Source organism: Lysinibacillus sp. FSL K6-0075, assembly GCF_038592945.1.
GTDB classification, from domain to species: domain Bacteria; phylum Bacillota; class Bacilli; order Bacillales_A; family Planococcaceae; genus Lysinibacillus; species Lysinibacillus fusiformis_F.
In genome coordinates, this window is record NZ_CP151947.1 from 2,928,676 (window position 1) to 2,949,911 (window position 21,236).

Here is a 21,236-nt window from a genome sequence, read left to right on the forward strand (position 1 = left end):
GGAAAACTTTTATGTTATCTGAAAAACTACACACAGCTCTTAACGAACAAATGAATTTTGAATTCTACTCTGCGCATGCCTACATGGCAATGGCAGCCTATTGCACTGATCAAGATTATGATGGCTTCGCTAACTTCTTTTTAGTACAAGCAGAAGAAGAACGCTTCCATGCCATGAAATTTTATAATTTCCTAAGTGATATGGGCTATCGTGCGACAATCCAAGGTTTTGAAAGCCCAGGCAATCATTTCGAATCCATTTTAGATGCCTTTAAAACGGCTCTATCACACGAAAAAGAAGTAACTCGTCGTATTTACAATTTATCAGACATTGCTTTAGATGAACGTGAGCATGCGACAATGGCCTTTTTAAAATGGTTCATTGACGAGCAAGTGGAAGAAGAGTCTACATTCGATACATTAATTCGTAAAATCGAGCGTATCGAAACTGACTCAAACGCTATCTTTATGCTAGATGCCGAACTGGCAACTCGTACTTTTACACCAGATGCGGAAGCGTAATATTTCTTATAAAAAATCTGCCATTAAGGCAGATTTTTTTCATAGTGTTGAAAAACAAAACAGTTAATTGAAAGGTAGAAATGGATTTCCGTTGCAGGCTACTTGCTTTCCTGTGGGCGAGCGCCGAATCGCTTCCTCCGCTACCGCTCCGTGCAGGGCTTCGCCTGTCTCGCTATCCCACGGGAGTCAAGTAGCCTTCCACTTCAACCCACTGACTTTTTAGCAAAGGTTCTCAAATAAAGGGAAGGTCTTCACTACTCATTTTATGGAGAGGTGTTGTCATTCATCACTTCTCTACATTGAAAATAAAAGCCTATACTTTTTCTAATCATACAAATCAGGGGCTATTTTAATCGCTACGGCTAGTATGAAAAATAAGGAAAAGACACTTTTGCAGCATGGTTGATTGGAGTGGAGCCAGCGTCACTCCTAGGGGATTGAGCGTCACAGAGGAGACCCTGGAGCGAACGTTAGTGAGTGAAGCGGCTCCTCGGACGCCCCCTGGAAAGGACGCTGGCGGAACGGAAATCAACCCCTCACCTTGCAAAGTTGCTTTTTCTGCCGTTGACATCATTTTGTTTCAACAACATGAAAAAAATCTGCCATTAAGGCAGATTTTTTAGTTATTGAATCTTTTGAAAACCTCATTACGGTTCTCGTACCACACCAGCAAAGGCAGCTTGATAAATTTGATAGATATCTTCACGCTCTAATGGCATCGGACTTCGCGCTAAAATACGCGTTTGTTTTGTAGCATCCTCTGTTAACTGTTCGAGTGCTGATGCAGGGATATTGAATCCTTGTAATGTTGAAGGAATATTCACATCTTGAACGAGTTGTTGTAAGGCGTCAACACATTTATAGGAAGCCTCTTCCTGCGATAAATAGGAAGATGATATTCCCATGGCATCTAAAATATCTTTCATTCGTTTTTCACAGCTTTGACGAATATACCCCATGACATATGGTAATAGTACTGCATTGGAATCACCATGAGCTATATGGAATTGTCCTCCAAGGGGGTAGGCTAAAGCATGGACGCCTGCTACACCGGCATTGAAAAAGGCTAATCCTGCTAAATAGCTGCCATAACTCATATCTGTACGCGCTTGCTTGTCTTGCCCATTATGGACAGCTGTTCGGATTGACTGGCTAATTAATCGGATAGCTTGTAGTGCAAGTGCATCTGTTACTGCATTCGCATTTACTGATACGTAGGCTTCTATTGCATGAGTTAACGCGTCTACCCCAGTCGCAGCCGTCACCTTCGATGGTAAGGATATCGTTAACGCAGGATCTACAATCGCTACATCCGCTAATAAATAATCATGTGTCACGACATCCTTGGTTGTATCCAGTGATAGCACAGAAATATTTGTTACCTCTGAGCCTGTCCCAGAAGTGGTAGGAATTAAGATTTTAGGTAACCCTTTATTATCTAATGTTTTCGTTCCTGTTAGGTTTAAATAATCTGCAACTTTTCCATCATGTTTTGCTAATACCGCGGCAAGCTTTGCTAAATCTAGTGCACTGCCCCCACCTACACCAATCACCAAATCAAATGGATGCTTTCTCGTAAAATCAACCAGTTTTTCACCAATTGCAAGCGGAGGCTCTGGTGCAATATCAGTATAAATGGTTGTTGTATAGCCTTTCTCAATCAAAGGCTTTTCAACATTGTCTGTTAGACCTATTTCTTTTAATAATGGATCTGTCACGATCAAAATATTGTGCGCGTTAAACTTCTTTACCTCTAGCAGAAGCTGACTCAAACAGCCCCAGCCAGTATAGCTAGCAGGCGTAAAGGTTAATTTATGCATGGCTTCTCTACTCCTATCTATTCATAATAGCCTTCCGTCGATTTTCTAAATGATTTAAATTGAATAGGATCATGGCCAAACCATACTTGTGAATTTGTTTCATGTGCTAGTCTTCGAATCCGTTCCACTGTCGCATTATAGCCTACCGAATCATAGATAATGCCTGGTGGCTTGACAGGAGGGCCAAAGCTTTCTGCCGTATAAATAGCATCCGAAGCTAAAATAATACCACCTGTGTCAGGCATTTGAATATGCAAACCTAACATTCCCCAGGCATGACCACTACCAAAATTTAACACTTGTATCCCTTCAGCTAGTTTCACCTGATCTTCGCCACGTTTGATTAAGCGCCATTGTAGATTGTTTTTAATCCACATATCAATGTCACCCCAAACATAGGCACCGTCTTTCACGTTTCTAGCATATGTTTGTAATGTGCCATTAAACTCATCTTCCTGTACAATAATTGTCGCATTTGTAAAGAGTTCTAAGCACCCTGCATGGTCGAGATGCAAATGGGAAGCAACAACATATTTGATATCCTCTGGACGAACATTTAATTCTTCTAAACGATGATGTAAATAGCATTCTTCTGGCATATTAATAGGAAATGCTTTTTGCGTAAATTCACCCCATCGCCCTTCTGGACCCATCGAGTTTGGATTGCACGCTGTATCAAATAGAATTTTGCCTTCTGGATGATCAATCAGTACTGTATAAACAGGGAATTCAACAAATTCATTTGGTTGATTTGGATGATCGATCGTTGCCGGATTATGCATGGCAATCATATAATTTTTATCCATTCGCATCGTACCATTGTCCATCACATACAATTTTGGATGTTGTTTAATCATTTTCATTTTCCCATCTCCATTCGTGATTATTGGTTATTCCAAATTACTAGCTTCATTTCCGTCATTTCTTCTAACGCATATTTAATGCCTTCACGACCTGTGCCGCTTTCCTTTACACCACCATATGGCATGTGATCTACTCGATAAGTAGGTACATCATTAATGATGACCCCACCAACGTGCAATGCTTTTGTAGTTTGAAAAGCTGTCTCAATAGAAGGTGTGAAGATGCCTGCCTGTAGACCATAGTGAGAATCATTGATAGCCGCTATCCCTTCATCAATGGTGGATATCGTATTAACGATAACGACAGGTGCAAAAATCTCTTCACAGGATACACGACTCTGTGGTTGAACATTATATAAAACAGTGGGCAATAAAATATGATTGTCAATGTGACCACCTGTAATTACTTGTGCACCTTCAGCTACTGCCTCTTCAATCCATCGATAAGCACGCTGTTGTTCAGCTTGTGAAATCATCATAGCAAGATCTGTTTGATTATCCATTGGATCACCAATTGTAAGCTGCTCTATTTTTTCCTTCAGGCGTGTTAAAAATTCCTCAACCATACTTTCCATGACGTAGATACGCTGTAAAGATATACAAACTTGACCTTGATTAGAAAAGGCTCCCATCACAATGCGATCCATAATACGCTCTAGTTGTACCCCTTCATCTATAATTACACCTGCATTGGAACCTAATTCTAAGGTTACTTTCTTCAAGCCTGCACGATTGCGTAGAGAAATCCCTACCGCTGGACTTCCTGTAAACGTTATCATCTTAACATTGGGATGTGCTAAAAATGCATCGCCTACTAATTTACCTTGTCCAGTTACAAGATTAAAGGCACCTGCTGGTACATTTGTTTGCGCCAATAATCTTGCAAGAAAATGGGCGGATAATGCTGTTTGTGTGGCAGGTTTCAAGACAATCGTATTGCCTGCAGCTAATGCTGGCCCAACTTTGTGTGCTACTAGATTTTGCGGAAAGTTAAATGGTGTAATCGCTGCCACAACACCGATTGGCTCTCTTAATGTATAAGCAAAGCGCCCCTCTCCATTTTTTGATGCATCCATTGGAACCATTTCACCAGTAAGTCGCTTTGCTTCTTCTGCCGCAAATTTATAGGTTTCAACTGTGCGATCAATTTCAGCGTAAGCATACTTTAACGGTTTGGCTGATTCCATTGCAATGATACTTGCTGCTTCATCTCTATTTTCTGCAAAAAGGGTGGATAACTGCTCTAATATCTGTGCTCGTTGAAAAGCAGTTAATGCAGCCATTTGAGGAGCTGCAGCATGCGCACTTTCAATGGCCTCCTGTACATCTTTTTCAGTGGCCATCGCAAAGTGTGCCAATACCTCTTGTGAAGAGGGAGCTTGGATCTCCATCCATTCAGCAGTCATCTTCCATTCTCCATTGATCCATAAGCCCTTTTTCAATCGTAATTCACTCCTCTCTCTTTATGGTTACGTATTCATTTCAGAAAATAAAGAAATGAATACGTAACCATTTTGGTGTAAAAAATAAACTGATGGTCTATCAGTTTATTTTACACGTTGTATTTCTTGGGAAAATCTTAACAGACTCTGTTTGTCTAATGCAAGTATTTTTTTTCTCCATTACCTCAAATAATTTTTCGATAGCAATAAAACCTAAGTTCTCTTCTGATGTTAAACCTACTGTTGTTAAGGCAATAGAATGATGTTTACTAAGCTCTACATTATCAATACCAATGATATTAAAATCTCTCGGAACCTGAAAACCTCTCTCTAAACAAAGATTCAATATTTCAATGGCAATGGCATCCGTAGCAGCACAAATAGCTGTTGGTCTTTTTTCGAGTTGTAAGAGTTCTGCAAAAGCACGTTCAATATCCATTTTATTGGTGTTCGTTAAAAAAGTAGGCACTAACTTTGCATCTAGCCCATAATCCTGTAAAGCTTGTTCAAATCCCCGATAACGTCCATAGAAGGTACTCATTTGATGTGGACCCCCTATCCAACATAAAGCGTCATGCCCTAACGATAGGACATGATTGGTCGCAAGGTAACCAGCTTGAACATTATCAATTTCTACAAAATGTCTATTCTCTTTATGCTTACGATTAAACATAATAAATGGAATAGCTAGTTTTTCTAGTTTATAAAATAAATCATCTTGATACAGCATAGAAGACAAAATGATCGCGTCTGCTTTCGTTTCTAAAACTGCATTGTAGATTGAATTAAGATTATCCTCTGTGCCAAAATAGACATTAACTTTATAGCCACGTGCATTAACATAATTCACGATGGCTGTAGTTGTATCAACAAAAAAAGGGTTGTGTAAGGGCCCCGAAATCAATGTAATAATGCCTGTTTTTTTCTGAACAAGCGATCTTGCTATATCATTTGGCACATAGTTTAGCTCCTCTATCGCCTGCATTACTTTTTCAATTGTTTTTGGCTTTACAAGCTCTGGTGTATTCAATACTCTAGATACAGTTGTTTGTGAGACACCAGCATGCTTCGCCACATCTTTTGAAGATACCAAAAAAACCACCCATTTCATCATTGTGAAGCTATATTATATCATCTATAGAATAATGATTATAGTGATGATTCCTTCTCTACTTTAACCCTTTCGCTCATAAGGCTTTACTGCTTCACTCGCTTTAAAGTTATAGACAGGTTTAATGACTTTTATAATATCTACAGTTTCGCCAATCGCAGAAGTAATCTCTGTCATCGGTTTATAGGCCATTGGTGCCTCATCCAAAGTTTCTTCATTGACGGATGTTGTCCAGATTCCCTGCATCGTATCTTTGAAATCGTCCATGTTCAACGCTTTTTTCGCTGCTCGTCGTGAAAACATGCGCCCCGCTCCATGAGGTGCTGAATAATTCCATTCCGCATTGCCTTTCCCTACACAAAGAAGTGATCCGTCACGCATATTCATTGGAATGACAAGCTTTTCATCTTTATTTGCACGAACAGCCCCTTTGCGAAGTGTCATCGTTTCTGTATCAATATAGTTATGAATCGTATCAAACGTATCTGTAAAATGCCAATTCATCTGTTTAGCGATCATTTCAGCAATGGTCCAGCGATTCATACGTGCAAATTGCTGTGCAATCTTCATATCATGAATATAGTCATGGAAAGCTTCACCCTCTAAATAAGCCAAATCTTTTGGAACAAACGGTTTTTGTTCTTTATAGGCTTGTATCATGGATTGAATCTCTTGTTGTCGACCTTGCTGTTTCAATTTTTCTATTTTTCCTGTCAAATCTTCCCGACGTAAATTTTCATAAGCTCTTTTTTGGTGCCAGTTAGCAACCTTTGCCCCTACATAGCGTGAACCCGTATGGATTAATAAATAGTGCTGTTCTTCTTCATCTTTGGCCAATTCAATAAAATGATTGCCTCCCCCAAGTGTACCTAATGACAAGTTAGTATAGTCGTCTTTCAAGCCGCTTGCTCGAAATTGTTTACCTTCAAATTCTAGAAAATGTCGTTTCGGCGATACTTCTTTATGAATGTCCTGCCCACTTGGTACATATGTGCGAATGATGGCATCGAGCTGAGCAAAATCAACTGTTGTTACATCTAGTTGTGCTACAAATACACCACAGCCCACATCAATGCCGACAAGATTTGGTACAACACGGTCTTGTAATTGGATGGTCGTGCCAATGACACATCCTTTACCCGCATGATAATCTGGCATAATCCGTACTGTAGTGCCCGCCATGAAAGCCTGGTCTGTCAATTCCTGAATCTGATCGACAGCTGTTTGTAATGCTGTTTGAGCAAAAATTTTAGCGTTCGTGAAGCGTCCATTTATTTCAATCAAGTGTATCCCTCCTTACTAGTTATACGTAAAAATGGAATGATATGTTTCATATCATAAAGAAAACGCTCTAAAAGCATGCTACTTTTAGAACGTTTTGTGAAAACCTAATCTTCATATTGTACAACTAATTTCTTTGGTATTTCGGGTATATCCTTTGATTTTACATCTTCTTCTTTTAAGGCAAGCAGTTGTAGAGGATATTTTTCTTGAACCTCAAAAGGTATTGCAATACTTTCCATTTTGTTATTCATTTGACTTCGTGCAAGTAAGCCATTGTTTGATAAATCAATCGCTAATATAGCCTGCACAGTTTCCTCAAGCATATCAATATCCTTCGTTTTCAACGGTATTTGCTCATTCATTAAAAATGGTTGAAGATGCTCTTTGATATAGCCCTGTGCTTCAATTAAGCATGAAAATTCATTTAGTTTTTCAGCATAGCGCTTTAATTGGCGTTTATCTTTTGCACGCTGTTGATTTAACTTCAGTACTTTATGTTCAATACGACTCATGCGTTCTTTCACTAAATCAATTAAATAAGGTTGCGTGTCTCGAATCGCTTGTAGCATCGAAGCCTCTGCTTGTTGTACTTTGGCATATTGGGCGATGCAAACCTCTTGCTGCTCATTTAATTTTTGAACACGCTCTTTGAAAAATTCATTTTGCGTATGTTGGCCAAAGATCGCTTTCATCAGACCTTTGCCATGAATTTTTTTATGCTGCGCATCTAAACGCTCATATTCACGTATATACTCACTGTGCATGTTGCGATATTCGCGTAACATCTGTTGATAGTGCACAGCAATTTCAGTAAACTCTTCCACTTTCGTATCTTGTAAATAATCATGTTGTGCGATCGTTTGTAATAGCTGATACAGTGTTTGAACGTGTTTAAACGTATCCGCTACCTGTTCATATTCTTGCTCATATTCTTTAACAATCGCTAAGTCACGTTGATAGCGAGAATATTCATATTGGGTATCGCCTGCGTATTTTTCAATATTCTCAACAGCAGATTGAAATGGATCTCGTTGTGGAATTACCGTTAATTCGAAGCGGAATCGTTCAAGCCATTGTAAGAAGCGGATTAAGATGGCATATGTTTTTTTATCACTATTTTCAGCCACACGATGAATGTGAGCAATTAACTGATCGTACTGGCTTTTTTGCCAAAGCTCATGATTGTCTGTTTGTTTGGCTACGAGAGCATTGGTTGCTGAAATCGCTATAAAATCGCTCATTAAATGGCCAATACGCTGTTGTTCAGAGGTCATAAATGCTTCGGCATGTTCATTGTCATCAATGCCATTGATGACACATAAAGGTTCAACACCTTTATTTTTTAACATCTCAATCAATAAAAGTTCAGCATCAATAGCCATCGAGCCAGCGCGTAACACCCAGAAAATTTCATCCACACGGTTCATAAGCGCCTCTGAAAAATAAGCCATTTCTCCGCCACCTGCTTCTAAAGAAACAGAGTCAATTATTGTCACCGATTTTAATAAATCATTTTTCAAATAGACTTCCAGATAATCTAAATGTTCACGTAAAATTTGGGAAGCAAATGTGTCGCCAGTTGTTAGCAGCTCTAATTTACTGAGATCAAATATAGCCACAACACCATCTAAAAAATAAGCTTTAATCTCTTCTTGTTCTCCGTATCGAATAAATGTATTTACACCTGTTGGATGCTGATCATCTACTGATAATATTTCGCGTCCAAGAAGTCCATTCACAAGTGTCGTTTTGCCCACTCGCTCTTTTCCGACAATTAAAATCATCGTCTGGTTATTGGCATCTTGAATAATTCGATTTAAATGTTTTGCTGTATCTTTCACATATGTATTTTGGACAATGATGCCATACAAGTGTCGTAGTTGATCAACAAGTTGTGGCAAAATATTATTCGCTGAGGTTGTATTTTCGATTGGCGTATTGTCAATGTTCGTCATCCTCAAAACCTCTTTTCGTATGTATCTATAAGACCATTATAAATGAAACCATGGCTTTTCTAATACAAGGATTGATGAAAAGAGGACAATATACTTACGTGTTTATATGATAAATAGGAATTCATTCTTACGCCTATTGAATGTTTGCTGCATATATGTTTGGCTACTCATACTAAAGGGAGTAGTCCAAGCTATGAATTTAGAAGTATGAAGCTTGGCTATTTCTATTCAAGGTTGCATATTAGCTGACCTTTGTCCTAGTTATCTTCTATTACTCCAAACCAGCCATACGAGCATAAACGGCTTCAAGAGTTGGCATGCCACCTTGGGCACCAAGCTTTTCTACAGACAAGGAGGCAGCGATATTAGCAAAATATACAGCCTCATCCAACGATTGTCCTTCTACTAAAGCATAGGCTAACGCCCCATTAAAGGTATCACCTGCACCAGTTGTATCCACAGCTGTTGTCATATAGCCTGGTACATGGATTGGATAGTAGCCATCGAAATAACGTGCACCATCACTTCCTAGTGTCACGATTAATTTATTCGGATATTTTTCTAAAATTTGATCCACTGGCTCGTTAAAGATTTCTGCACATTCTGTCTCGTTAGGTGTTAAATAGGTAATATCCTCCATCCACTGCACATCAAAATTGGCTGCTGGAGCTGGGTTTAACAGCACAGGAACACCCGCTTCTTTACATAAATGGATTGCATAAGCTGTCGTCTCTTTAGGAATTTCAAGCTGTATGATTACCAAGTGGCTCTTTTGTATCCAATCCTTTGATGCCTCAAGATGTGATAAGGATAACTCATAATTTGCTCCAGGTACAACAACAATTCGATTATCGTTATTGTAAATAAGTATATTAGCTATTCCTGTTGGAGCAGAGTTACTTTTTACAAGGGTATCTGTCTGAATCTGCTCTTGCTGTAAAACGGCATGTAATGTCTCGCCAAAATGATCATCCCCTAAACAACCAACCATCGCCACCTCACTGCCAAGACGAGCAGCGGCAACTGCTTGATTTGCCCCTTTGCCACCTGGAACTGTTTGAAACGAATTGCCTAGAATGGTTTCTCCTTGCTTTGGAAAAGCATTCATTTGTACAACTAAATCCATATTTAAACTGCCTATAACTGTAATCACAGAAATCCCTACCTTTCTTCTTTTGATAAAACAAAAAAACAACTGAAATGAGCACCATCATTTCAGTAGCTAACTTATCATTATAAATCTCATATAAACTAAGAAATCTCCTAAATGCCTATCAAGTTCAATTCTTTTTTATAGTCATGAACAGATGAATGACCCAAAAAGGCTGCACTTGCTTAGTTAACATCGTGCCACCTCTGTATTTGTATTTCCTTCATTATAAGGAATTTCGTATGGGAAATGCACGCCAAACATAAAAAAACTGAAGACAACATCCAGTTTGTCTTCAGTCATTTCAATTAATAGGCTACTCGCTTCGCCTCATATGCGGCAATGTGGTCGTCATATTTAAAAGTTAAGGCGATTTCATCCCAACCGTTAAGTAACGTTTCTTTATAGTACGGATCAATTGTAAAATGATAGACTGTACCATCTTCTCCTGTTACGGTTTGCTCTGCAAGATTTACTTCCATTTTATATGGCTTTGCTAAGCCTTTCGCCAGAATGTCATCACATTCCGCTTCTGTTAGCTTAATCGGTAAGATACCGTTTTTAAAGCAGTTATTATGGAAAATATCTGCAAAAGAAGGTGCAATCACAACATTAAAACCGTAATCTAAAATGGCCCATGGTGCGTGTTCACGAGAGGAGCCACAGCCGAAATTATCTTGTGCCACTAGAATTTTCGATTCTTTAAATTCAGGTTTATTTAATACGAAGTCAGCTACTTCATTGCCTTGTGCATCGAAACGCCAATGGTAAAATAAATACTGTCCAAAGCCCGTGCGCTCAATACGTTTTAAAAATTCTTTTGAAATTATTTGATCTGTATCAACATTTTTTCGATCAAGTGGTGTGATGACACTATTGACGATATTAATTGGTTCCATTTTTCAATCATCCCTTCCGAGTAAAGCAAGACTTACACTGTTTCCTTCACAAATTCACGTACATCTACAAAGTGACCTGCAATGGCAGCGGCTGCTGCCATTGGTGGTGAAACTAAATGTGTACGCGATCCAGCGCCTTGACGTCCTTCAAAGTTGCGGTTGGAAGTAGAGGCACAGCGTTCTCCAGCTGGTACGACGTCATCATTCATCGCAAGACACATCGAGCAACCAGACTCTCGCCATTCAAAGCCTGCATCCATAAAGATTTTATCTAAACCTTCTGCCTCTGCTTGTTTTTTCGTCGTATGTGAGCCTGGTACAACGATGGCTGTGACCTTTTCATGCACCTTACGCCCTTTGATGACATCAGCAGCTGCACGCAAATCACTAATGCGTGAGTTTGTGCAGGAGCCAATGAAGACATGCTGGATGTCAATGGATGTTAATGGCTGCCCTTCCTCTAAGCCCATATAGGCAAGTGCTTTTTGAAGTGCGGCCTTGTCAGATTCATCTGCATAATCTGCTTGTGTTGGAACATGCCCAGAAACACCTGTACCCATCGATGGGTTTGTTCCCCATGTAATGATTGGTTCAATTTCTTCCGCTTTTATAATACGAATTGTATCGTACGTGGCATCCTCGTCCGAAGCAAGGCTTAACCAGTAAGTGGCTGCTTCTTCCAATTTTTCTCCCTGTGGTGCATATTTGCGACCACGAATATAATCAACTGTTGTTTGATCAGGTGAGATAAGCCCTGCTTTTGCACCTGCCTCAATTGACATATTACAAATCGTCATACGTTCTTCCATAGATAGTTTGTGGATAGCCTCTCCAGTGAACTCCACAATATGTCCTGTACCAACACCAATGCCGAACTTCGCAATGATAGCTAAAATAATATCCTTTGCTGCTACCCCAACTGATAGCTCCCCTTCGACACGAATTTCCATCGTCTTTGGCTTATTTTGCCATAAAGTTTGTGTCGATAATACATGCTCCACCTCTGATGTACCAATACCAAATGCAATGGCACCAAAGGCACCGTGTGTCGATGTATGAGAGTCGCCACAAACAATGGTTTTACCAGGCTGTGTTAAACCGAGCTCTGGCCCAATAACGTGTACAATCCCTTGGTCAGGGTGACCCATTCCTGCTAACTCAACGCCAAATTCCTCAGCATTTTTAGCTAATGTTTCGATTTGATTGCGTGCAATGGGATCATGAATAGTCGGTAAATTTTTTGTTGGTACGTTATGATCCATTGTCGCAAAGCTTAAATCAGGACGGCGCACCTTACGTCCGTTCATGCGTAGCCCTTCAAAAGCTTGCGGAGATGTTACTTCATGAATTAAATGAAGATCAATATATAACAGGTCCGGTTTGCCCTCTTCCTGATAAACAACATGTTTATCCCAAATCTTTTCAATTATATTTTTACCCATTGTCTTCACCTATTTCTTTAAATATATGTTGTCATTATACTTTGCGATACAAAGCTAGTATCAATTTCATTAATCACTTTATCTGTCCATTCATTAGTCGATAAAATGCGACTGCCGTCACGAGCAAGATCTGCTGTAAAATAGCCATCATCAAATACTGCACTAACAGCCCGCTCTATTTCTGCTGCTTCTTCTTTTAAGCCAAATGAATATTGCAGCATCATCGCCACAGATAAAATGGTTGCTGCCGGGTTTGCTACGCCTTGCCCTGCGATTTCTGGTGCTGAGCCATGTACTGGTTCATATAAGCCAAAATTATCACCACGAATGGATGCAGATGGTAATACACCTAAAGAGCCAGTAATAACAGATGCTTCATCACTTAAAATATCACCAAACATATTTTCAGTAACAACTACATCATAGTGTCCTGGATTTGTAATAAGTTTCATTGCGACAGAGTCTACTAGGTTATGTTCTACGATTACATCTGGATACTCTTTTTTCTTTGCTTCTACGACTTCACGCCATAAACGACTTGTTTCAAGCACATTTGCTTTATCAACAGAGCATAATTTGCCGCCACGTAAACGTGCTAGTTCAAAGGCATTTTCAACAATACGCTCCACCTCTGCTTTAGAGTAAACCGTTGTATCAATTGCGCCATTTTCAGTACGCATACGTGGTTCCCCGAAGTATACGCCGCCTGTTAGTTCACGTACAATCATTAAATCAACGTTCTCTGCTACTTCACGCTTTAATGGTGAAGCATCTAGTAAACTCGGGAACGCCTTTACTGGACGTAGATTTGCAAATAAATCGAAGTGTTTACGGATTCGCAATAACCCTTTCTCCGGGCGTAATTCAGGCGGATTCTGATCCCACTTTGGACCACCTACAGCTCCTAATAAAATCGCATCACTATTTTCACACATCTCGATTGTTTCATCTGGTAATGGATTATTGTGCTGGTCGATTGCAGCACCTCCAATTGTTGCATACCCTAAATGAAATGTATGATTAAATCGTTTACCAATCACTTGTAATACACGTACAGCAGAAGCAACAACCTCTGGCCCAATTCCATCACCAGGAAGTACTGTAATTTTTCTCTCCATTGTCAAAACACCCTTCTTTGTATAGCGTATTCGCTAATTTAGTAAAGACACTCACCTACCTTTTATCGAGGTGAGCGTAGTCATTACGTCTAAGCGTAATTTGTTGTTAATTGATACAATACGCCATGACATCATTGCATCCGACTTGTGAATGGTACGTCATACAATTCACTTCCTCTGAAACTTATACAGGATGTGCGCGAAGGCTTGCTTGTATTAAATGACGGTTAATGGCATTTAAATACGCTTTTGCCGATGCTTCTAAAACATCTTGAGAGGAGTTGCGGCCTGTAGTCGATACATCATCATAGCGAATATTAATAACTGCTTCACCCAGTGCATCTCGTCCTTTGCCAACCGATGTCACACGATAATCAATGACATGCACAGCTCCGGGTACAAGTTGCTCGAGTGTATTAAATATAGCTTCTACTGAACCAGAGCCAGTAGCCACAACTGTTTTTTCTAGCCCCTCTGGTGTAAGCACAATGGCTGTGGCTGTAGGAATATTTTCAGTACCATATTGTACTTGCACCATTTTCAAATCAAAGAGTGATACATCCTCTAATTGAACTTGTTGTTCCGTCAGAAGGGTTAGTAAATCTTCCTCTGTAATCTCTTTTTTACGATCAGCCAATTTTTTAAATTCCACAAATGCTTTGTTCAACTTTTCATCAGAAAGATGGAAGCCCATTGTTTCTGCACGATCACGGAAGGCTGCACGACCAGAATGTTTCCCAAGAACTAATGGTATTTCTCCCTCACCGATTAAAGCAGGTGAAATAATTTCATAGGTTTCCGGATTTTTTAAGACACCGTCTTGATGAATGCCTGATTCGTGTGCAAATGCATTTTTCCCAACAATCGCTTTATTTGGTTGAATCACTACATTTGTCAATTTACTGACTAATTGAGATGTACGTTTAATCTCTTGCAACTGAATGTTCGTTTCCACCTGATAAATGTCCTTGCGAATATGAAGTGCCACGGCAATTTCTTCTAGCGCCACATTTCCTGCACGTTCTCCAATGCCATTTATCGTCCCCTCTACTTGTGTAGCGCCATTTTCTATCGCAGCAATCGTGTTAGCTGTTGCCATCCCTAAATCATCATGACAATGGGCGGAGAATTTCACTTTGTCAGCACCTTTGACATTCTCCAGTAGAAACTTAAATAATGCACCATATTCTTGTGGGGAGGCATAGCCTACAGTGTCTGGAACATTAATCGTTGTAGCACCAGCAGCAACCACTTCATTCATAATTCTTACTAAGAATTCTCGATCAGAACGGAATGCATCCTCAGCAGACCATTGCACAAGTGGGAAGAATTTTTTAGCATATTTAACAGCCTCCACCGCTTGCTCCACCACTTGATCAGGTGATTTTTTTAGCTTGTATTCCATATGAATAGGTGAAGTGGCTAGAAAAATATGAATATGTGGCTGTTGTGCTACTTTAATCGCTTCCCATGTAGCATCAATATCCTTTTGGATACAGCGAGCTAGCCCCGTCACAATGGAATTTTTTACTGTACCTGCAATGCGATGGACCGCATCAAAGTCACCGGGTGACGAAGCAGGAAATCCTGCTTCTATAATTGTCACACCAAGGCGCTCTAACTGTTTGGCAATTTCAATCTTCTCGGCCGTGTTTAAGTTGATCCCAGCAGATTGTTCACCATCGCGAAGCGTAGTATCGAAAATATCAATTTTTCGCACTTGTCGCCACTTCTCTCACAACTTTTTCTTTACCTTCGTTGATGAATGGCATCATAGCACGTAGTTTTGCGCCCACTTCTTCGATTTGATGGTTCGCACCAGCTTCTTTGAATTTTGTATATTCTGGACGACCATTTTCATTTTCTTGAATCCAACGACGAGCAAATGTACCATCTTGGATATCTGTTAATACGTCTTTCATACGAGCTTTTACAGACTCATCGATGATGCGTGGTCCTGCCACATAATCTCCCCACTCCGCTGTATCTGAAACTGAGTAACGCATTGTTGCCATACCGCCCTCAAACATTAGGTCAACAATTAATTTAAGCTCATGTAGTGTTTCAAAGTAGGCTAATTCTGGTTGATAACCAGCTTCTACTAATGTTTCAAATCCTGCTCTTACAAGCTGTGTTGCACCACCACAAAGTACCGCTTGTTCACCGAATAGATCTGTTTCTGTTTCTTCTTTAAATGTTGTTTCAAGAAGTCCACCACGAGCAGCACCGATTCCTTTACCATAAGCAAGTGCTAAATCTTTTGCTTGACCTGTAGCATCTTGGTGAATAGCGAATAGTCCTGGTACACCAGCACCTTCTTGGAATTGACGACGAACTAGATGTCCCGGTCCTTTTGGTGCTACTAAAAATACGTCAACATCTGCTGGTGGTGTAATTTGACCGAAATGGATATTGAAGCCGTGTGCAAACATCAATGCTTTACCAGCTTGTAAATGTGGTGCAATTTCTGCTTCATAAACTGCTTTTTGACGCTCATCTGGTAGTAAAATTTGGATTACATCTGCTTCTTGAGCTGCTTCCGCAACTGTTTTTACGTCAATACCATCTGCTTTTGCCGCATCGAAAGATCCACCTGGGCGAACTCCTACTACTACGTCAAAGCCTGATTCTTTAAGGTTTAAAGCGTGTGCATGACCTTGTGATCCGTAACCGATAATTGCGATTTTCTTTCCTTTTAATACGTCCTCGTTGATATTTTGTTCATAGTACATTGTAGCCATAGTTAATTTCCTCCTAGAATTTGTTTTGTTTTTTATAGCTTTAGATACTTGCTTTGTCTATAAAGCTATTCATTTTTATATGCAAACTATTTTAAAATAGAGAGCTGCGGGTTTGAGATTTTTTGTGTTTCACGAACGGAGGCAGTTGCTCCTGTACGTGTAAGTTCTTTAATGCCATATGGTCGAATGAGTTCGATAAAGGCATCAATTTTTTCTGGATGTCCCACTACTTGATACGTCACAACATTTTTGGCTGTATCAATAATTTGTGCGCGGAACGGTTCAACAATCGAATTCATTTCTAAGCGTAAATTTGGTGGTGAAATCACCTTTACTAGTGCTAGCTCTCGCAGAACAATCGATTTATCAGTAATGTCATTGACTTTTAACACATCAATTTGCTTGGATAACTGTTTCACTAGTTGCTCGATTTTACGTTCATCCTCTACGTTGACAACGAAGGTCATCTTTGAAAAATTTGGTTGCTCCGTATGACCTACTGTAATCGATTCAATATTGAACTGACGCTTCATCAATAAACCTGTCAAACGGTTTAATACACCACTTTGGTTAATCACAGTTACGGTAATTACTCGTTTCAATTCTTTTTCACCCCAATCATTTCATGTAAGCCTTTGCCAGGTGCTACCATTGGGTAAACACATTCAAGCTGTTTCACTCGACAATCAATTAATACTGGCTCATCAGAAAGCAGTGCCTCACGGAAAATAGCCTCTGCTTCATCGATTGTGTTAATACGATAGCCTTTAATGTTATAGGCATCAGCTAACTTAACAAAATCTGGTTGGATCGGCATAAGTGATGATGAATAGCGCTCTTCATAGAATGTTTGTTGCCATTGACGCACCATGCCAAGACAGCTATTATTCAAAATCACTATTTTTACTGGTAAGTTAAATTCCTGTAGAATGGACAGCTCCTGTGCCGTCATTTGGAATCCTGCATCTCCTACAATCGAAATAACTTTTTTGTCTGGCTTCGCAAATTGGGCGCCAATTGCGGCCGGGAAGCCGAAGCCCATCGTACCAAGTCCACCAGACGTTACCCATGCATGATCATTATTTAAATGGTAGTATTGTGCTGCCCACATTTGATGCTGCCCAACATCTGTCGTCACAATGGCATCACCCTCTGTAATCTTGTGCACTAATTGCAATGCCTCTTGTGGTAAGATTTCTTGTGTATTTGTATCCTTGCAATACCACAATGGGTATTCAATGGAATGATTTCTTAAATAAGCTAGCCAATCAGCTGTATCAGGACCTTGGAAATCCTTTTTCAACAGTGCTTTTAAAGCCTCTTTTGCATCGGCTACAATCGGAATATCTGTCGGTACATTTTTGCCAATTTCAGCAGGATCAATATCGATATGGATAATCGTTGCATTCGGTGCAAATGTGGCTAAATTACCTGTTAAACGATCATCAAATCGTGCTCCAATATTGAGTAATAAATCCGATTTCGTAATTGCTGTATTCGCTGTAGCCGTACCGTGCATCCCCGCCATTCCAAGGAATAAATCATGTTCACCATGAATGGAGCCTAATCCTAGTAATGTGTTCGTTACTGGAATACGATATTTTTCTGCGAAGGTCGTTAATTCTTCCCGTGCATCAGCAAAAAGAACGCCTGCACCAGCTAAAATGATTGGATTTTTTGCCAATGAAATGGCTTGAATCGCCTTTTGAACTTGTAAATAGTTTGGTTTATACGTTGGTTGATAGCCTGGTAAATAAATTTCCTCAGGTGCTTGTGGCGGATTCTCTACATCAAACAACATTTGTGAAACGTTTTTTGGGAAATCCACGACAACCGGTCCCTTACGACCTGTGCTAGCGATATGGAAAGCTTCCTTCACAATGCGTGGGATATCATTAACATCCTGCACCTGGTAATTGTGCTTTGTAATCGGTGTTGTAATCCCCATAATATCGGCTTCTTGGAAAGCATCTGTTCCGATCACTGATGTCGCAACCTGTCCTGTAAAAACAACTAATGGGATGGAATCGATCATGGCATCCGCAATACCTGTTACAAGGTTTGTTGCACCAGGGCCACTTGTGGCAATGACAACGCCTGTTTTACCTGAGATACGAGCATAGCCTTCCGCTGCATGAATCGCACCCTGTTCATGTCTTGTTAAAATATGGCGAATTGGATTTTTATACATCGCATCATAGATTTGTAATACGGCTCCTCCTGGATAGCCAAAGACGATTTCAACGCCTTGATCGTGCAATGCCTGCACTAATACATCTGCACCGTCCTTCGCTTGATAGGTTTGTTCAGCTGTTGCTGTTGTAGCTAATTGTTCTTGTTCATTGATTGAAACATTTGCACTCATCAAATTATGCCTCCTTCATTTCTTTCAAACTCACACATCAGTGTTGTAGATTAGTGAAGTGTCAATAGCTGGATTGACTATTCCGCTCTTCCTTTTCAGTTGAGAGACTGTTCAATTGCATCGTGAAAATAATAAAAAGCCTTTTTCTCCACACGCAAAGAACTACCTTACGTAGGGATGAAAAAGACTTTCCATGGTACCACCCTTTTTTATAGCAAATAATTGCTACCTCGCGAATAAATGACTGCATTTATGCACCAATGCGAAAGACTTCGCATCCAATATAGTGTCATAAAACATTTATTCATTAATAACGAGCACTTTCGACTATGCCCGGAGCTATCTAATGGTGTAAACACGTTTAATAGCCCACTCCGAGGGGATGTCGGATCTAGTTGTATCGCCGGCTTCCAGCACGACCGGCTCTCTGGTAGATACAAGGCTCTAGAACCTTTAACCTCATCAACGTTTTTATCTATCTAATTGTTAAATTTTCATTACGCCACCAGTGGAAGCGCTTGTCACTAATTTTGAATATCTTGCTAACCAACCACGTTTAATTTTTGGCTCAAAGACTGGTAATTTTGCACGACGTTCAGCTAAAACTTCATCTGAAACTTGTACATTAATCGTACGATTCGGTAGATCAATTTCGATAATATCTCCGTTTTCTACTAAAGCGATTGGACCGCCTTCAGCAGCTTCTGGTGAAATATGGCCAATTGAAATACCACGAGATGCCCCTGAGAAACGACCATCTGTAATTAATGCAACCTTTGTGCCAAGGCCACGACCTTGAATTGCAGATGTTGGTGCGAGCATTTCTGGCATCCCTGGGCCACCCTTAGGTCCTTCATAGCGAATGACGACTACATGGCCCTCTTTGACCGTTCCATTATCAATGTTTTCCTGCGCTGCTTCCTGTGAATCAAAGACAATTGCCTCACCCTTGAATACTTTGATGGAAGGATCAACTGCGCCTACTTTAATAACAGAGCCGTCTGGTGCGATGTTACCGAATAAGACCGATAATCCACCTACAGCACTATAGGGATTGTCTTTTGTTCGAATGACTTGATCATTCGTGATGTGATAATCTTTGACAAGCTCACCCATTGTGACGCCTGCAACGGTTGGACGGTTCGGGTGAATAGCACCTGGAATAGAGGTTAATTCATTAATAATGGCACTAACACCACCCGCTTTATTGATATCATCCATTGAAATATCTGAAGCAGGCATAATTTTTGCCAAATAAGGCACTCTTTCTGCTACTTTATTAATATCTTCAATGTTGTAATCTATTTCTGCTTCATTGGCAATTGCTAATGTATGAAGCACTGTATTTGTAGAGCCCCCCATTGCCATATCAAGCGCAAAAGCATCATCAATTGCTTCTTTTGTAATAATATCGCGTGGCTTAATGTCTTCCTTAACCATGCGAATTAATTGTTTCGCTGCTTCTTTAATCAGCTTGTGACGCTCTTCAGAAGTGGCAACGATTGTACCATTCCCAGGTAAAGCTACACCAAGCATTTCCATTAAGCAATTCATCGAATTTGCTGTAAACATTCCTGAGCAAGAACCACATGTTGGACATGCATTATTTTCAATATCCAACAGCTCTTCAGCAGACATTTTTCCTGATTTATGGGCCCCTACACCTTCAAAAACAGATGTTAAGGAAAGCTGTTTCCCTGCTGCAGAAGTACCTGCCTCCATTGGACCACCCGAAACAAAGATAGATGGTACATTCGTACGAACTGCTGCCATAAGCATTCCAGGTGTAATTTTGTCACAGTTTGGAATATAAAATACGCCATCAAACCAATGTGCATTGATAACTGTCTCAGCTGAGTCTGCTATAATTTCACGACTTGGTAAGGAATAACGCATACCAATATGCCCCATTGCAATACCATCATCGACTCCGATTGTATTAAATTCGAATGGAATACCACCCGCTTCAATAATAGCTTCTTTCACTACATCAGCGAACGTACGTAAATGAACGTGACCTGGTATTATGTCGATATAAGAGTTACAAACCCCAATAAATGGTTTGCCTAGATCTTTTGCTTTTACTTTGCCTGTTGCATATAAAAGACTTCGATGCGGCGCTCGATCTACGCCTACTTTAATCATGTCACTTCTCATTTTAAACGCCCCTCATTGCTTTCCATACTATGTTCGTTTCTATAGACAAAATGTTCTGTCTTTTTAAATTTTGTTTATAGAGTAACAGTCTCTTAGACGATGACTGCTGTAACGAACGTGTTAAATTGTTGTTATCATAGTACGAAAAAAAGGTCTCGTCAACAGTATTTTTTGAATTGTTTAAACAATTCAAAAAATCTGTCAAAATTGAAATCGTTTACATGCTGATTAAGCATCAGTTTTATCTCGCTTTGATAAAAATTTTGACATTTCGTTCAAATTTTAATTTTTTAACAATAAACAAAAAATAAGTAAATAAATAATTCCCATATATTTCAATAAGCTAAATCACCCAATCATAGAGATAA

General features: G+C 39.8%; 16 protein-coding genes. 1 reads left to right on the top strand and 15 read right to left on the bottom strand.

Features of this window, described 5'->3' with window-relative positions; genetic code table 11:
• Window positions 1-11 precede the first annotated feature (11 nt).
• Window positions 12-521, top strand: coding sequence for a ferritin (locus MHB65_RS14440; protein WP_009370301.1), 510 nt, complete (start codon window positions 12-14; stop codon window positions 519-521).
• 647 nt (window positions 522-1,168) lie between these two features.
• Here the strand turns inward: MHB65_RS14440 and MHB65_RS14445 are convergent.
• From MHB65_RS14445 to ilvD, 15 genes are all read right to left on the bottom strand, one after another.
• Window positions 1,169-2,341, bottom strand: coding sequence for an iron-containing alcohol dehydrogenase (locus MHB65_RS14445; protein ID WP_342440822.1), 1,173 nt, complete (start codon window positions 2,339-2,341; stop codon window positions 1,169-1,171).
• 17 nt (window positions 2,342-2,358) lie between these two features.
• Window positions 2,359-3,204: an N-acyl homoserine lactonase family protein gene (locus tag MHB65_RS14450; RefSeq protein WP_342440823.1), complete on the bottom strand. Its 846-nt coding sequence runs from the start codon at window positions 3,202-3,204 to the stop codon at window positions 2,359-2,361.
• A 20-nt stretch (window positions 3,205-3,224) separates the two neighbouring features.
• Window positions 3,225-4,646: an aldehyde dehydrogenase family protein gene (locus MHB65_RS14455; protein WP_342440824.1), complete on the bottom strand. Its 1,422-nt coding sequence runs from the start codon at window positions 4,644-4,646 to the stop codon at window positions 3,225-3,227.
• Window positions 4,647-4,746: 100 nt separating this feature from the next.
• Entirely contained in the window at window positions 4,747-5,748 is a 1,002-nt protein-coding gene (locus MHB65_RS14460) for a LacI family DNA-binding transcriptional regulator (RefSeq protein ID WP_342440825.1), read from the bottom strand.
• Window positions 5,749-5,820: 72 nt separating this feature from the next.
• A complete protein-coding gene (locus MHB65_RS14465; RefSeq protein ID WP_342440826.1) occupies window positions 5,821-7,041 on the bottom strand; it encodes an RtcB family protein in 1,221 nt (406 codons plus the stop codon).
• Between the two features lie 104 nt (window positions 7,042-7,145).
• On the bottom strand, window positions 7,146-8,996 hold the full coding sequence (locus MHB65_RS14470) for a dynamin family protein (protein WP_342440827.1): 1,851 nt from the start codon (window positions 8,994-8,996) through the stop codon (window positions 7,146-7,148).
• A 271-nt stretch (window positions 8,997-9,267) separates the two neighbouring features.
• Entirely contained in the window at window positions 9,268-10,149 is an 882-nt protein-coding gene (rbsK, locus tag MHB65_RS14475) for a ribokinase (protein ID WP_342440828.1), read from the bottom strand.
• 305 nt (window positions 10,150-10,454) lie between these two features.
• Window positions 10,455-11,045, bottom strand: a complete 591-nt coding sequence (gene leuD / locus MHB65_RS14480) for a 3-isopropylmalate dehydratase small subunit (protein ID WP_205444107.1) — start codon at window positions 11,043-11,045, stop codon at window positions 10,455-10,457.
• Between the two features lie 32 nt (window positions 11,046-11,077).
• Window positions 11,078-12,487: a 3-isopropylmalate dehydratase large subunit gene (leuC, locus tag MHB65_RS14485; RefSeq protein ID WP_342440829.1), complete on the bottom strand. Its 1,410-nt coding sequence runs from the start codon at window positions 12,485-12,487 to the stop codon at window positions 11,078-11,080.
• Between the two features lie 17 nt (window positions 12,488-12,504).
• Window positions 12,505-13,605, bottom strand: coding sequence for a 3-isopropylmalate dehydrogenase (gene leuB / locus MHB65_RS14490; protein ID WP_004231422.1), 1,101 nt, complete (start codon window positions 13,603-13,605; stop codon window positions 12,505-12,507).
• A 184-nt stretch (window positions 13,606-13,789) separates the two neighbouring features.
• Entirely contained in the window at window positions 13,790-15,325 is a 1,536-nt protein-coding gene (locus MHB65_RS14495) for a 2-isopropylmalate synthase (protein WP_342440830.1), read from the bottom strand.
• On the bottom strand, window positions 15,312-16,346 hold the full coding sequence (ilvC, locus tag MHB65_RS14500) for a ketol-acid reductoisomerase (protein WP_016991908.1): 1,035 nt from the start codon (window positions 16,344-16,346) through the stop codon (window positions 15,312-15,314). Before ilvC ends, MHB65_RS14495 begins: the two co-directional genes overlap by 14 nt.
• A gap of 86 nt (window positions 16,347-16,432) precedes the next feature.
• Window positions 16,433-16,948 carry an acetolactate synthase small subunit gene (ilvN, locus tag MHB65_RS14505; RefSeq protein ID WP_036123293.1) on the bottom strand — a complete coding sequence of 172 codons (516 nt, stop codon included), beginning with the start codon at window positions 16,946-16,948 and terminating at the stop codon, window positions 16,433-16,435.
• Window positions 16,945-18,711, bottom strand: coding sequence for a biosynthetic-type acetolactate synthase large subunit (gene ilvB / locus MHB65_RS14510; protein ID WP_342440831.1), 1,767 nt, complete (start codon window positions 18,709-18,711; stop codon window positions 16,945-16,947). The genes ilvN and ilvB overlap by 4 nt, the downstream gene beginning before the upstream one ends.
• Before the next feature lie 486 nt (window positions 18,712-19,197).
• A complete protein-coding gene (ilvD, locus tag MHB65_RS14515; RefSeq protein ID WP_342440832.1) occupies window positions 19,198-20,868 on the bottom strand; it encodes a dihydroxy-acid dehydratase in 1,671 nt (556 codons plus the stop codon).
• Window positions 20,869-21,236 lie beyond the last annotated feature (368 nt).

Coding starts and splice junctions, on each gene's coding strand:
- MHB65_RS14440 (WP_009370301.1), top strand. CDS start 12: ATGTTATCTGAAAAACTACACACAGCTCTTAACGAACAAATGAATTTT.
- MHB65_RS14445 (WP_342440822.1), bottom strand. CDS start 2,341: ATGCATAAATTAACCTTTACGCCTGCTAGCTATACTGGCTGGGGCTGT.
- MHB65_RS14450 (WP_342440823.1), bottom strand. CDS start 3,204: ATGAAAATGATTAAACAACATCCAAAATTGTATGTGATGGACAATGGT.
- MHB65_RS14470 (WP_342440827.1), bottom strand. CDS start 8,996: ATGACGAACATTGACAATACGCCAATCGAAAATACAACCTCAGCGAAT.
- leuD (WP_205444107.1), bottom strand. CDS start 11,045: ATGGAACCAATTAATATCGTCAATAGTGTCATCACACCACTTGATCGA.
- leuC (WP_342440829.1), bottom strand. CDS start 12,487: ATGGGTAAAAATATAATTGAAAAGATTTGGGATAAACATGTTGTTTAT.
- leuB (WP_004231422.1), bottom strand. CDS start 13,605: ATGGAGAGAAAAATTACAGTACTTCCTGGTGATGGAATTGGGCCAGAG.
- ilvC (WP_016991908.1), bottom strand. CDS start 16,346: ATGGCTACAATGTACTATGAACAAAATATCAACGAGGACGTATTAAAA.
- ilvB (WP_342440831.1), bottom strand. CDS start 18,711: ATGAGTGCAAATGTTTCAATCAATGAACAAGAACAATTAGCTACAACA.
- ilvD (WP_342440832.1), bottom strand. CDS start 20,868: ATGAGAAGTGACATGATTAAAGTAGGCGTAGATCGAGCGCCGCATCGA.